Raw genomic sequence first — 14787 nt, forward strand, 5'->3', positions numbered from 1 at the left:
TCACCTTCAAGAACGGCCTCGAATACTTCCATGCCGTCGCAGCAGGATGGAGCCTCAGAGATATGTGCATGCCCTAGTGCGAAAGCAGGGACCCATATCCACAGGGAGTGATTGTCGCGCGAAGCTGGTCACTCCGAGTCTTCGCCAAACTTTTCCCTGTGGTTATGGGTCCCGGATCTGCGCGCGCTTAGGGCGCGCTTGTCCGGGACGACGGATAGAGCAAAAGCAAAACAACAAAACGGGAAGAAACACCATGAGCAATCCTGATCTCGTGATCCGCGGCGGCACCGTTGCGGACGGCGCTGGCGGCGAGCTGTTCGAGGCTGATGTCGCCATCACCGGCGGCAGGATCAGCGAGGTCGGGAAAGTCTCGGCCAAGGGCAAGGAAGAGATCGACGCGCGCGGCAAGCTCGTCACGCCGGGTTTCGTCGACGTGCACACCCATTACGACGGCCAGGTCACCTGGAGCCAGGACATCACGCCGTCCTCGCAGAACGGCGTTACCACGGCGATCATGGGCAATTGCGGCGTCGGCTTCGCGCCGTGCAAGCCGGCCGACCACACCCGCCTGATCCAGCTGATGGAAGGCGTCGAGGACATTCCCGAGCCGGTGCTGAGCGCCGGCATTCCCTGGGCCTGGGAGAGCTTTCCGGATTACATGGACTGGCTCAGCAAGCGCGACTTCGACATCGACGTCGGCGCGCAGCTGCCGCATGCCGCGCTGCGAGTCTATGTCATGGGCGAGCGCGGCGCGCGCCGCGATCCCTCGACCGCGGAAGACAATGCGGCGATGGCCAGGCTCGCGGGCGAGGCGGTGCGGTCAGGCGCACTCGGCTTCTCGACCTCGCGCACGCTCAACCATCGCACCTCGACCGGCGATTTCACGCCGACCCTGAAGGCCGGCGAGGACGAGCTCACCGCGATTGCCGGCGCCATGCATCGGCAGGGGCGTAGCGTGCTGCAATTCGTGCTCGACCTCTCCACCATCCACGAAGACCTGCCGATGATGCTGCGGGTGGCGGACTCGACGAAATGCCCGATCTCGTTCTCGATCACGCAGAACGACAAGTCGCCAGACCGCTGGCGCCAGACGCTGGACGAGATCAATGCGGCGGCCAAGCGTGGCCTCTCCATCACCGCGCAGATCGCGGCGCGCCCGGTTGGCCTCCTGCTCGGGCTCGAGCTGTCGCGCAATCCGTTCCAGACCCATCCGAGCTACAAGGCGATCGCACATCTGCCGCTGCAGGAGCGGCTGGCGCGCCTGCATCAGCCGGAGGTGCGCAAGGCGATTTTGAGCGAGACGGCGACCGCGACCGACGATCCGCTGTTCTTCCGGCCCAACTACGACAAGATGTTTTTGCTCGGCGATCCCCCTGACTATGAGCAGCCACCGGAGAACGCGCTGGGGCCGCAGGCGCGCAAGCAGGGTCGGCAGCCGGAAGAGCTCGCCTATGACGCGATGCTGTCCGACGAGGGCCGCGGCATGCTCTACGTGCCGTTCCTCAACTATGCCGACGGCAATCTCGATGCGACACGCGAGATGCTGCTCGATCCGCAATCGGTGCCGGGCCTCTCCGACGGCGGCGCGCATTGCGGCATCATCTGCGACGCAAGCTTTCCGACCTATCTGCTGACGCACTGGACGCGCGACCGCAAACGCGGCGAGAAGCTCACCATTCCGTTCGTGGTCGCGGCGCAGTCGCGCAAGACCGCGCTCTCGGTCGGCCTCACCGGTCGCGGACTGATCGCGCCCGGCTACAAGGCCGACGTCAACGTGATCGACTACGACCGGCTGCACCTGCATCCGCCGAAGGTGCATTACGACCTGCCGGTCGGCGGGCGGCGGCTATTGCAGGATGTCGACGGCTATGACGCCACGATCGTCTCGGGCGTGGTGACGCGGCGGCAGGGCGAGGCCACGGGACGGCGTCCGGGGAAGTTGATTCGGGGGGCGAAGGGGGGCGCAAACTAGCGCTGTGGGATAGATGTGAGGCGCGAAAGCCGCGCCTCACTCTCGCTGTCGTCCCGGCCTAGCGCGCAATTGCGCGCGGGGGGCCGGGACCCATACGCCGCAGCAATCGTTTTGCGACGACTCGGAGTTACCAGCTTCGCCCCACACCACTCCCTGTGGTTATGGGTCCCGGATCTGCGCTCCGCTTCGCTACGCTTGTCCGGGACGACAGTTGTGGTTGGAGCAGCGCCCCCCCTTAAGTCGGCGACACCGCGCCCTTCAGCGCCGTGCCTTGCGCCGCCGCACCGCGGGTCAACCGGGCCCTTTCCGTGTTCGGCCAGAGCAGCAGCAGGCCGATGACGCCGGAGGCGGCCATCACCACCGCGTTGATGGTGAAGCCCGTCATGTAGCCGTCGAGCATGCTGCCGGCGCGCTGGATCACGGTGCCCATCACGCTGGGCGCGATGATGCCCGAGAGCGTGTAGAGCGCGCCGTAGATCGCGATCACCGCGCCGCGCTGCGAGGCGGGCGTGAACTCGCCGAGCATCGGCGGGCAGACCACGTAGATCGCACCGCAGAGGCCCGAGCCGACGACGAGCAGCGCGATCTGCAGACCGGCGCCCTCGACATGCGCCATCCCTGCGAGGATCAGGCCGCCGATGATCAGCGGCACCGAGCCGAGCACACCGCGCGAGATGCGCGTGGTGTAGCCGCGCGCCATCATCACCTGCGAGATCCAGCCGGTGAGGATGACGACGGTGGCGCCGAACACCCAGGGCAGGATCGAGATGAATCCGGCCTGGCTCTGCGAGAAGCCGAGCCCCTTGACGATGAAGGGCGTGAACCAGGTGAGGCCGAGCGACAGCGCCCAATAGGCGCCGAAGGTCGCGATCACGCAGCCGAGGAAGGTGCGCGAGGTCAGCAGCTGCACATACGGAATCTTCGGCTCGGTGACGGCGAGGACCTGGGTGTCCTCCAGCGGACCTTCCTTGCCGAGCGCGAGCCAGGCACAAACCCAGATCAGGCCGACGACGCCGAGCGCGCCGAAGGCGTAGTGCCAGGAGTGGTTGACGATGACCCAGTTCAGCGCCGGCACCGCCAGGATCACGCCGAAGGCCGAGCCCTGCGACAGGATCGCGGTCGGCAGCGTGCGCTTCTCGTCGGGGAACCATTTGTAGATCGCGTGTGCGGCAACCGAGAAGGCCGGACCTTCGCCGGCGCCCAGCACGATGCGGCAGATCAAGAGCGTGGTGAAGGAGACGGTGCCGACCATCGGGAACTGCGCCAGCGCCCAGATCACCGCCAGCGTCAACAGCACCCAGCGCGTCGGCACCTTGTTGACGATGAAGCCGACCACGATGGCCGAGATCGAGAACAGGAAGAAGAACGACGACCCGAGCAGGCCGAATTGCTCGGCGCTGAGCTTCATGTCGGTCATGATCGGCACGCCGGCCAGACCGACGACGATCTTGTCCGCGAAGTTCACCACCATGAAGAGAAAGAGGAGAAATGTAACGGTCCAGGCGCCCTTTGGCGTCGCCCCGGAATCCCCTGCCGTCCTGCCCATTTCGGGCGTTCCCTGAGCGCTCATCATTCTCCCCATATGTCTTTATTGTCGGCACTTTTTGATTTGGCCGTCCTGGGAGCTAACAACGGCTTGAAAGCCAACGCAACCCCGGCATTTCCACGGCAGGTGTGCTACGCAACATTGAGGCAAATTCCGTCCGGCGCATTGATCTTGCTGAGCATCCGAAACCTCTCAAAGACCTTCTCCTCGGCCGGCGAGCCGGTCCACGTGCTGCGTGGGGTCGACCTTGACCTCAGGGCCGGCGAGCGCGTTGCACTGACCGGGGAATCCGGCAGCGGCAAGAGCACGCTGCTGCACCTGATCGCCGGGCTCGACGCTGCCGATGGCGGTTCGATCCGGCTCGGGGACACCGAGGTCACCAAGCTCTCGGACGCAGGCCGCGCGGAGCTTCGGCGCGACCGCATCGGCCTGGTGTTCCAGCAGTTCAACCTGATCCCGAGCCTGTCGGTCGCGGACAATCTGGCCTTCCAGGCGCGGATCGCCGGCCGGCATGATGCGGCCTGGACCAAGGAGCTGGTCGAGCGTCTCGGGCTCGCCGGCCTGCTCAAGCGTTATCCAGAGCAATTGTCGGGCGGCCAGCAGCAACGGGTCGCGATCGGCCGGGCGCTGGCGACAAAGCCCTCGCTGCTGCTCGCGGACGAGCCGACCGGCAATCTCGATGAGGACACCGCCGAGGACGTGCTGGCGCTGACGCGCGACCTCGTGGCGCGTACCGGCTGCGGCTTCCTGATGGTGACGCACAGCCTGCATCTGGCCGGCACGCTCGACCGGCATCTCACCTTGCACGCGGGACGAATCGCATGAGGCGCGCGCTGTGGGTCCTCGCGGTGCTCCTGAGCCATTGGCGGCGCCACGGGATGCAGTTCGCGACGCTGCTGATCGGGCTGATCGCAGCAACCGCGCTGTGGAGCGGCGTGCAGGCGATCAACCAGCAGGCCCGCAATGCCTATGATCGTGCCGCGGCGACCTTTGGCGGCGTGCGCACGGCGATGCTGGTGGCGCCAAATGCCGCGACGTTCCCGCAGGAGCTGTTCGTCAAGCTCCGTCGCGCCGGCTGGCCGGTGTCGCCGGTGCTGGAGGGACGCGTCCAGATCAACGGACATTCGGTGCGGCTGCTCGGCATCGAGCCGGTGACGCTGCCGGTCGATGTCGGCAATGCGCCGCGCCTTGGTGCCGCGGATCTGAGCAGCTTTGTCGCGCCGCCCGGCCAGACATTGGTGGCGAAGGAAACGCTGACCGATTTGCAGCAGACGGAAGGCGCGGCACCTCCGATCAGCAATGGCGCAAAGCTGCCGCCGCTGCGCGTGCTGCCGCAGCTGGTGCCTGATGTGCTGGTGGTCGATATCGGCGTGGCGCAGCGGCTGCTCAACAAGCCGGATCAGGTCTCGCGGCTGCTGATCGGCAAGCCGAAGGGCAAGCCCGCGCCGCTCGCGAGCGTCGTCGGCGAGCAGTTGCAGCGGGTCGAGCCGACCGCGGAGACGGAGCTGGAGCGTCTCACCGACAGTTTCCATCTCAACCTCACCGCCTTCGGTCTGCTCTCGTTCTTCGTCGGCCTCTTCATCGTCAACTCGGCCGTCGGCCTCGCCTTCGAGCAGCGGCTGCCGATGCTGCGCACCTTGCGGGCCTGCGGCGCCTCGGCGCGGCTGGTCAACACGGTGCTGGTGATCGAGCTGGTGGCGCTGGCGCTGGTGGCGGGACTGATCGGGCTCGTCTGCGGCTATTTCATCGCGGCTGCGCTATTGCCTGATGTCGCGGCGTCACTGCGCGGACTCTATGGCGCGCAGATCCCGGGGCAGCTTAGCTTGCAAGGCGAATGGTGGCTCGCCGGCATCGGCATCAGCGTTGCCGGCGCGCTTGTTGCCGCGGCGACCAGCCTGATCAAGGCGATCAGGATGCCGGTGCTGGCCACGGCGCAGCCGCGCGCCTGGCAACAGCGGCAGCGCCGCTGGCTGGTCTTACAAAGCGTTGCGGCGTGCATGGTGTTCGCGGTGGCGTTGCTGCTGCTCCACTACGGTGAATCGCTGATCGCAGGTTTTGGCGTGCTGGCAGCGCTGATGCTTGGCGCTGCGCTGATCCTGCCGGCGTTCCTCGACATCATCCTGCTCGTCGGCCAGCGCAGCGCGCGAGGGCCGATCGCGCTATGGTTCTGGGCGGACAGCCGGCAGCAGCTCTCGGGGCTGTCACTGGCGCTGATGGCGCTGCTGCTCGCACTCGCCGTCAATGTCGGGGTCTCCACCATGGTGGAAACGTTCAGCCGCACCTTCATTGGCTGGCTCAACGGACGGCTCGCGGCCGACGTCTACATCAGTGCCTCCGACAACGCACAAGGTGTCGCGATCCGCAACTGGCTGAAGGAGCGCAGCGAGGTTCAGGCGATCCTGTCGGGCGGACGCGCCGAGACGCAGGTGCAGGGCCAGCCGGTGGAGCTGTTCGGCCTGCCCGATCACCCGCTCTATCGCGAGCGCTGGCCGCTGCTGGAGACTGCACCGCGCACCTGGACCCAGCTCGTACCGGGCAATGCCGCCTTCATCAGCGAGCAGCTGAGCCGCCGCCTCAACGTCCGCGTCGGCGACGTGATCGAAGTGCCGGCGCCGGGCGGGAGCTGGGAGCTCGACATCGTCGGCATCTATGCCGATTACGGCAACCCAAAGGGCCAGCTCGCCGTCAACGTCGCGGCGCTGATCCGGCATTTTCCGCAAACGCCGCAGACGCGGATCGGGCTCATTGTCGCGAAGGAAAACATCCCCGGCCTGATCGCGGCGTTGCAGAAGCAGTTTGCGCTCGACGACCGCAGCGTCGCGGATCAGGCGACGGTGAAGGCGGAATCGATCCGCATCTTCAACCGCACTTTTGCGGTGACCTCGGCCCTGAACGCGTTTACGCTCGGCGTCGCCGGCATTGCGCTGCTGACCAGCCTGCTGACGCTGGCGAATTCTCGTCTGCCGCAACTCGCCCCGCTGTGGGCGGTCGGCCTGACGCGGCCGCGCCTTGCCGCGATCGAATTGACCAAGACGCTGTCGGTGGCACTGTTCACGGCACTGCTGGCCGTACCGCTTGGACTGGTGGTGGCGTGGTGCCTGATTGCGATCGTGAACGTGAAAGCGTTCGGCTGGCGGCTACCGTTCCATGTATTCCCGCTGCAGCTGATCGAGCTGGTCGCGGTCGCGCTGCTGGCCTCGCTGCTTGCCGCGCTGCTGCCGATGCTGCGGCTGGCGCGGATGCAGCCGGCGAACCTCGTCAAGGTGTTTGCCAATGAGCGCTGACAAAATATCGCGGCGCGCCTTTGCCGGCGGCATCGCCGCACTCGCTCTCGCACGCCCGGCGCAAGCGCAAGGCTATGCCGGACTTGGCGAGACCGCCGACGGCTTTGCCAGAGTCACGCCGGGAAAGACATTCGCCTTCCCCGGAGATCATGGGCCGCATCCGGAATTTCGCATCGAGTGGTGGTATCTCACGGCGAATCTCACAGATAGCAGCGGCGCGGCCTGCGGCCTGCAATGGACGCTGTTCCGCCAGGCGGCGCAGCCGGGTCCGCAAGGCGAAGGCTGGGCCAATCAACATATCTGGATGGCACACGCGGCGGTGACGCGCGCCGGCACGCATCGCTTCAGCGAGGCGTTTTCGCGCGGCGGCATCGGGCAGGCCAGCGTCACGGCAAAGCCGTTCGCGGCCTGGATCGACGATTGGGAGATGAAGGGTCTTGAGCGCACCGACGATCGCACCCTGGCACCGCTGACGCTGAAAGCGTCCGGCACGGACTTCAGCTATGCGCTGACGCTGGAGGCCGATCGTCCGGTGGTGCTGCAGGGCGATCGCGGCTTCAGCCGCAAGTCGGAGCGCGGGCAAGCGTCCTACTATTACAGCCAGCCGTTCTACCGCGCGCGCGGAACGCTCAGCATCGACGACAAGCCGGTCGATGTCACGGGGCAGGCCTGGATGGACCGCGAATGGAGCAGCCAGCCGCTCGACACTGATCAGACCGGCTGGGACTGGCTGTCGCTGCATTTGTCGACCGGCGACAAGCTGATGCTGTACCGGCTGCGGCAGAAGGACGGCAAAGACTATCCGTTCGGCAACTGGATCAGCGCCGTCGGCGAGACGCAGATGATTGCGGGCGGCGACATCCAGATGGCACCAAAGGCAACGGCTGAGGTTGCCGGACGCAAGCTGCCGGTGGAATGGCAGATCGCGATCCCCTCGCGCTCGTTCTCGATTGTGTGCAAGCCGCTCAATCCGAATGCCTGGATGGGGACCGGCTTCTCCTATTGGGAAGGGCCGATCAGCTTTGCCGGCACGCATGACGGCGTTGGCTATCTCGAGCTGACCGGGTATTGAAGCGCGGTCTGCCTGGATTCTAGTTTGACGCGTTTTCTTTACGCGAACCGGTATCCACTTCGCTGGAAAACGCTCTGGGGAAATTCGCGATGTATCATCTCACCGCCCTCGTCACGCTGCTGGCAATTGCATTTTACTTCTTCACCAGCATCAACGTCTCGCGCGCGCGGTCGAGGACCGGTGTCAAGGTGCCGGCGATGTCGGGCCATCCGGATTTCGAGCGCGCCTTCCGCATCCAGATGAACACGCTGGAGTGGATGCCGATTGTCCTGCCGGCGCTCTGGCTGTTCGCGGCCTATATCAGCGACGCGATTGCAGCGGGACTCGGTACGGTGTGGATCATCGGCCGCATCGTCTATTTCATCGGCTATTCGCAGGCCGCCGCAAAGCGCGGCCCGGGATTTGCGATCCAGGCGCTCGCCGCGATTGCGCTGTGGGCGGGGGCGCTGGGGGCGGTGGTGTTGCGGTTGGTGTGAGGCAACGACGCCGCCACACATTCCGCCGTCGTCCCGGACAAGCGCGCCCCAAGCGCGCGCCGATCCGGGACCCATAACCACAGGAAGTAGTTTGGCGCGAGCTGATCACTCCCAGTCCCCGTAACCACGTCTGCCTGTGGTTATGGGTCCCGGATCGGCGCTACGCTCCCGACAACGCTGGCGCGTTGCCTGGGCTCCGCTTGTCCGGGACGACAGTGAGGGTGTGGCGCTCGCTGTGCCCTCTTCCACTACTTCGTCAGCGGACACCCGCTTTCCTTGGCAGTGAAGAAGGCCTTGTCGCCGGGGACGGTGGCGAGGAGCTTGTAATAGTCCCAGGGCTTCTTCGACTCCGAGGGCTTCTTGACCTCGAACAGGTACATGTCGTGGACCATGCGGCCGTTCTCGAGCACCTTGCCGCCCTGCGCGAAGTCGTCGTCGACCGGCAGCTCCTTCAGCTTCTTGGCGACCGCATCCGGATCCTTGGTGCCGGCGGCCTTGACGGCCTTCAGGTAGCTCAGCGTCGCCGAATAGGTACCGGCGTGGATCATGCTCGGCATCCGGCCAGTGCGCTTGAGGAAGCGTTCGCCGAGATTGCGTGTCTTGTCGTTGAGATCCCAGTAATAGCCCTCGGTCAGCACCAGGCCTTGCGCGGCCTGCAGGCCGAGGCCGTTCACTTCGGCGAGCGTCATCAGCAGGCCGGCGAGCTTCTGGCCACTGGCGACGATGCCGAATTCGGAGGCCTGCTTGATCGAGTTGGTGGTGTCGAGGCCGGCATTGGCGAGGCCGACGATCTTCGCCTTGGAGCTCTGCGCCTGCAGCAGGAAGGATGAGAAGTCCGAGGAGTTGAGCGGCACGCGCACCGAGCCGAGCACCTTGCCGCCATTGGCGGTGACGATCTCGGCGGTGTCCTTCTCCAGCGCGTAGCCGAAGGCGTAGTCGGCGGTGAGGAAGAACCAGGTGTCGCCGCCGGCCTTGGTCAATGCACCGCCGGTGCCGACGCCAAGCGCGCGGGTGTCGTAGGCCCAGTGGAAGCCATAGGGCTGGCAGGCATCACCGGTGAGGCGCGAGGTCGCGGCGCCGACGACGATGTCGATCTTCTTCTTTTCCTTGGACAGCTCGTGAATCGCGAGCGCGACCGATGAGGTCGTCAGCTCCGTGATCATGTCGACATTCTCGACGTCGTACCAGCGCCGCGCGATCGAGGTCGCCAGATCCGGCTTGTTCTGATGGTCGGCGGTGACGAGCTCGATCTTCTGGCCGAGCACCTCGCCACCAAAGTCCTCGATCGCCATCCTGGCCGCTTCGACCGACCATTTGCCGCCGTAATCGGCGTAGACGCCGGACTGGTCGTTGAGGATACCGATCTTGACACCTTGCGCGGACGCCGACGCTGCCAGCAGCAGGGCCGAGGTTGCGACGGCGACCAAAAGGGGTGATTTCATTCTGTTAGCTCCCAGCAGTGTTCTGTTTTGAAATCGCGCGGATACTAGTGAAGAACCCCGTGCGTGCCCATCCATTGCATGTTGGTCGTTAGTATGAACGGCGCACCACACAATCGGTGTCGTCCCGGACAAGCGCAGCGAAGCGGAGCGCTGATCCGGGACCCATAACCACAGGGAGGAGTTTGGCGAAGACTCGTGGTTGCCAGCTTCGCGCTACAACTTCTCCCTGGGGTTATGGGTCCCGGCCCCGCGCGCGCAATTGCGCGCTAGGCCGGGACGACACCGAGAGTGTTGAAGCGCCATCCCACTCCAACCGGCAACTCGTCAGGCCACCACCTCCGGCTTCTTGTCCCGCCGTCCTTCCGCGAGGTTCCGCACCACCACGTAGAAGATCGGCGTGAACAGAAGCCCGAACAGGGTGACGCCGATCATGCCGAAGAAGACGGCGACGCCGACGGCCTGGCGCATCTCGGAGCCGGAGCCGGTCGAGATCACCAGCGGCAAGACGCCGAGGATGAAGGCGAAGGAGGTCATCAGGATCGGCCGCAAGCGCAGGCGGCAGGCGTCGATCACGGCCTCCAGCCGCGGCTTGCCTTCGTTCTCGATGTCGCGCGCGAACTCGACGATCAGGATCGCGTTCTTCGCCGCCAGTCCCACCAGCACGACGAAGCCGATCTGAGTGAGGATGTTGACGTCCTGCCCCATGATGCGGACGCCGATGGTGGCCGCGAGCAAGCACATCGGCACGATCAGGATCACCGCGAACGGCAGCGTCCAGCTGCCATATTGCGCGGCGAGCACGAGATAGACGAACAGCACGCAGATCGGGAACACGAGCAGGCCGGCATTGCCGCCGGTGACTTGCTGATACGACAGATCCGTCCATTCGAAGGTGAAGCCGCTTGGCAAAGTATCGTCCGCGAGCTTCTTGATGGTGTTGAGCGCGGTGGTCGAGCTGGTGCCCGGCGCCGGCTCACCCTGCAGCTCGGACGCCGCATAGAGATTGTAGCGCGCGACGCGGTCAGGACCCGAGACGTCCTTGAACTCGACCACGCTGCCGAGCATCACCATGTCACCGGAGGCGTTGCGGGTGCGCAGGCGCGAGAGGTCGCTCGGCTCTTTCCGGAACGGGAAGTCTCCTTGTGCCGTGACGTGATAGGTGCGGCCGAACAGGTTGAAGTCGTTGACATAGGTCGATCCGAAATAGGTCTGGATCGTCTCGTTGATGTTGGCGATGGGCACGCCGAGCTTCTGAGCCTTAGTACGGTCGATGTCGACGAAGAGCTGCGGCGTGTTGGCCGAGAACGGAGAGAACACCGTGGGGCCGAGCAGCAACGGCGATTTGCGCGCCGCGGCGACAAGCTCGTCGGTGGCCGCGGCGAGCAGCTCAGGCCCTCGGCCCTGCCGGTCCTGGATGCGGATGGTAAAGCCGCCGCCGGTGCCGATGCCAGGCACGGCCGGCGGCGGAATCACGATAATGAAGGCGCCCTGGATCGCGGACAGGCGCTTGCGCAGCTCGACCGTGATGGCGTTCGCAGACAATCCCTTCTTCATCCGTACCTCCGGCTCGTCGAACACCGGGAACAGCGCCGCGGCATTGCCGGCCTGCGTGCGCGTGGCGCCGGAGAAGCCGGCGAAGGCCGCGACGCGGACGATGCCCGGCGTATCCAGCGAGATCCGCTCGATCTCGCGCACGACCTCGGTGGTGCGCGCCAGCGAAGCCGCGCCGGGCAATTGCACTGATATGATGACGTAGCCGCGATCCTGCGCCGGGATGAAGCCCTGCGGCGTGGTCACGATCAGCCAGCCGGCGCTGCCGATCAGCACGACATAGATCAGGAGCATCACCACCGAATGCCGGATCACGAAATTGGCAAGGCCGGCATAGCCGTGCGAAAGCCGGTCGAACGTGCGGTTGAACACGCCGGTGAAGGCACCCCACGCCCGCGCGATGACATTCCAGCTCGCCGGCGGCCGCTTCTCTTCATGCGGGGTGAGGATCTGCGAGGCCAGCGCCGGCGACAGCGTCAGCGAGCAGAAGCAGGAGATCGCGGTCGCAACCGCAATGGTGACGGCGAATTGCTGGAAGAACTGGCCGGAGATGCCACCAAGGAAGGCGGTCGGCACGAACACCGCACACAGCACCAGCGCAATCGAGACCAGCGCGCCGCCGACCTCCTCCATGGTCTTGAGCGCGGCATCGCGCCGGCTGAGGCCGTGCTCGAGATGGCGTTCGACATTCTCGACCACCACGATGGCGTCGTCGACCACGATACCGACCGCAAGCACGAGGCCGAACAGCGTGAGATTGTTGATGGAGAAGCCGAGCGCCGCCATCACTGCGAACGTGCCGACCAGCGAGACCGGGATCGCGATGATCGGAATGATCGCGGGCCGCCATCCCTGCAGGAACACCAGCACCACGATGACCACGAGCAGCATCGCTTCGTAGATGGTCTTGATCAGCTCATGGACCGACTGGGCGATGAACTCCGTCGGATTGTAGCCGATATTGTAGTCGAGGCCTCTCGGAAAGCTCTCCTTCAGCTTCGACATGGTGTCGGAGATGTGCTTCGCGGTCGCGAGCGCGTTCGACCCGGGCCGCTGCGTCACCAGCATGGCCACCGCCGATTTGCGCAGCAGGAAGCTGTTGGTGGAATAGGCCAGCGCACCGAGCTCGATGCGGGCGACGTCGCGCAGCCGCACCGTGCGGCCGTCGGAGCCGGCCTTGATCAGGATGTCCTCGAACTGCTTCTGGTCCTTCAGGCGCCCCGTGAAAGTGAGGTTCGGCTGGAAGGCGCGGTCGGCAATCGGCGGCTCGGCGATCTGGCCGCCGGCGATCTGCACGTTCTGGGCGCGGATCGCCGCCAGCACCTCGGTCGAGGTCAGGCCGAGATTGGCGATACGGTCGGGATCGAGCCACAGCCGCATCGAATAGTCGCGGGCGCCGAAGATCTGGATGTCGCCAACGCCGTCGATGCGCAAGAGCTGGTCGCGGACCTGGAGCAGCGCGTAGTTGGAGATGTAGAGCTGGTCGAACGTGTCGTCGGGCGACAGCATGAACACGACCATGAGGATGTCGGGTGAGTTCTTGCGGGTGGTGACGCCGTTGCGCTGGACCTCCTCGGGCAGTCGCGGCTGCGCGATCGCGACGCGGTTCTGCACCAGCACCTGAGCCTTGTCGAGATCGGTGCCGAGCTTGAAGGTGACGGTGATGGTGAGCTGGCCGTTCGAGGTCGCCTGGCTGTAGAGATACAGCATGTCCTCGACGCCGTTGATCTCCTGCTCGATGGGAGCGGCGACCGTGTCGGACACGGTCTGCGCGGAGGCGCCGGGATATTGCGTGGTGACCACCACGGTCGGCGGCACCACCTGCGGATATTCGGAGACCGGCAGCGTGGTGTAGGCGAGCGCGCCGACGATCAAGAGCACGATCGACAGCACCATCGCCAGGATGGGCTGATTGATGGAGAGACGGCCGAGATTCATGACTTGCCACCGGCCGGCGCTGGAGCGGTCTGCGGAGCGACCTTGGCGCCGACGCGGGCGCGCTGGATGCCGTTGACGATGACGCGGTCGTCGGCCTTCAGGCCTTCACGGATCACGCGCAGGCCTTCGTCGAGCGGCCCGAGCACGACGGGCCGCGCTTCGACGGTGTCATCAGGCTTGACCACGAACACGATCTTGCGGGACTGGTCGGTCGCGATCGCAACGTCAGGAATCAGCAGCGCCTCGTAGGGCGCGCTGCCGATCAGGCGGACGCGGCCGAACTGGCCGGGCAGGATCGACAGATCGGTGTTCTTGATGACGGCGCGGCTGCGCAGCGTGCCGGTGGAGACGTCGAGGCGGTTGTCGAGGAAGTTGATGGTGCCTTCATGCGACGGCTTGGTCTCGCCGGCGAGAGTCACCTGCACCGGGTTCGCCGTATCGCGCGAGCTCGGGCGCTTACCTTCGAACCACAGCTTGCTGTATTTGATGAAGGTCGCCTCATCCATGTCGAAATAGACGTAGATCGGATCGAGCGCGACGATCGAGGTCAGCAGCGTCGAGGTGCCGGTATCGCTGCCCTGCACGAGATTGCCCGGGCTGACGAGATGGCGGCTGACGCGGCCCGTGAGCGGCGCGGTCACATGCGTGAATTCGATGTTGAGTCGTGCGGCCTTCAGCACGCCCTCGGCCTGCGTCACCGCGGCGTGGGCGGCCTGCAAGGCCTGGCGGCGCTGGTCGACGACCTGCTCGGACACGGCGCTGGTTTGCACCAGGTTCAAACCGCGGTCGAGCTCGCGCTTGGCCAGCTCGACCTTGGCGCGGGCGTCGGAGAGCTGGCCGTCGGCCTGCTCCGCCACCGCCTCGAACGGACGCGGGTCGATGACGTAGAGCAGATCGCCCTGACGCACGATGGCGCCATCCTGGAATTCGACCGAGTTGACGAAGCCGCCGACGCGCGGGCGCACCTGCACCTCCTCGACCGCCTCGAAGCGGCCGGTGAACTCGTCCCAATCGGTGACGGTGCGCTTGACCGGCTGGGCGACGGTCACGGGCGCGGGCGGCGGCGCAGACGCTTGCGAAGTTGGCTGTCCGCAGCCGGCGAGCGCGAATGAAGCGGCGAGGAGGCTCGCTACTGCGTAATGTCGCAACTGAACGAAATCGTGCTTTTTGACAAACGGCTCGCTTCCGTCCGGTCCAGTCATCCCAGGTCCTCACTCAAAAAACCGCGGAAAAAGCAGGGTATTCGCCATCGCGCGGGCCCTACAGGATGGGCGGCAATGATGAACACTTCAAGACCAATGCGCGTGCAATGCTCAAACGAGCGCCCTGGCCGGATGGCGGGTTGACAGGGGCATTAGCCGGCCTCGCGCACGATGATTAGCGGGCGGAATGCGATTGGACTTATTCGCGGGGCTCATGAATGGAGCGCGCGATTTCCGCGTTGCACTTACCACCCTCCCCTGGAGGGCGAGGGTAAGGAAGATGGCCAGCGTCTTCGCACATGAC

At 65.4% G+C, this 14787-nt stretch carries 9 protein-coding genes; 5 read left to right on the forward strand and 4 right to left on the reverse strand.

Features of this window, described 5'->3' with window-relative positions; all coding sequences use genetic code 11:
- Positions 1 to 253: 253 nt before the first annotated feature.
- Positions 254 to 1972, forward strand: coding sequence for an N-acyl-D-amino-acid deacylase family protein (locus JQ635_RS32100; RefSeq protein ID WP_211413791.1), 1719 nt, complete (start codon positions 254 to 256; stop codon positions 1970 to 1972).
- 235 nt (positions 1973 to 2207) lie between these two features.
- Here JQ635_RS32100 and JQ635_RS32105 read toward each other — a convergent pair whose 3' ends face one another.
- Positions 2208 to 3542, reverse strand: a complete 1335-nt coding sequence (locus JQ635_RS32105) for an MFS transporter (protein WP_211413792.1) — start codon at positions 3540 to 3542, stop codon at positions 2208 to 2210.
- A 147-nt stretch (positions 3543 to 3689) separates the two neighbouring features.
- Here JQ635_RS32105 and JQ635_RS32110 point away from each other — a divergent pair, with 147 nt between their 5' ends.
- The 4 genes from JQ635_RS32110 (at position 3690) to JQ635_RS32125 (ending at position 8350) form a co-directional block, all read left to right on the forward strand.
- Positions 3690 to 4343 carry an ABC transporter ATP-binding protein gene (locus JQ635_RS32110; RefSeq protein WP_211413793.1) on the forward strand — a complete coding sequence of 218 codons (654 nt, stop codon included), beginning with the start codon at positions 3690 to 3692 and terminating at the stop codon, positions 4341 to 4343.
- A complete protein-coding gene (locus tag JQ635_RS32115) occupies positions 4340 to 6802 on the forward strand; it encodes an ABC transporter permease (protein WP_211413794.1) in 2463 nt (820 codons plus the stop codon). Before JQ635_RS32110 ends, JQ635_RS32115 begins: the two co-directional genes overlap by 4 nt.
- Positions 6792 to 7874, forward strand: a complete 1083-nt coding sequence (locus JQ635_RS32120) for a lipocalin-like domain-containing protein (protein WP_211413795.1) — start codon at positions 6792 to 6794, stop codon at positions 7872 to 7874. The genes JQ635_RS32115 and JQ635_RS32120 overlap by 11 nt, the downstream gene beginning before the upstream one ends.
- Positions 7875 to 7963: 89 nt before the next feature.
- Positions 7964 to 8350, forward strand: coding sequence for an MAPEG family protein (locus tag JQ635_RS32125; RefSeq protein ID WP_211413796.1), 387 nt, complete (start codon positions 7964 to 7966; stop codon positions 8348 to 8350).
- A 248-nt stretch (positions 8351 to 8598) separates the two neighbouring features.
- Here JQ635_RS32125 and JQ635_RS32130 read toward each other — a convergent pair whose 3' ends face one another.
- From JQ635_RS32130 to JQ635_RS32140, 3 genes are all read right to left on the reverse strand, one after another.
- A complete protein-coding gene (locus JQ635_RS32130; protein WP_211413797.1) occupies positions 8599 to 9792 on the reverse strand; it encodes an ABC transporter substrate-binding protein in 1194 nt (397 codons plus the stop codon).
- A 324-nt stretch (positions 9793 to 10116) separates the two neighbouring features.
- Positions 10117 to 13281 carry an efflux RND transporter permease subunit gene (locus JQ635_RS32135; RefSeq protein WP_211413798.1) on the reverse strand — a complete coding sequence of 1055 codons (3165 nt, stop codon included), beginning with the start codon at positions 13279 to 13281 and terminating at the stop codon, positions 10117 to 10119.
- Complete coding sequence (locus JQ635_RS32140) at positions 13278 to 14483, reverse strand: efflux RND transporter periplasmic adaptor subunit (protein WP_211413799.1); 1206 nt, start codon at positions 14481 to 14483, stop codon at positions 13278 to 13280. The genes JQ635_RS32135 and JQ635_RS32140 overlap by 4 nt, the downstream gene beginning before the upstream one ends.
- Positions 14484 to 14787: the final 304 nt, after the last annotated feature.

Source organism: Bradyrhizobium iriomotense, assembly GCF_018130765.1.
Classification (GTDB): Bacteria; Pseudomonadota; Alphaproteobacteria; order Rhizobiales; family Xanthobacteraceae; genus Bradyrhizobium; species Bradyrhizobium iriomotense_A.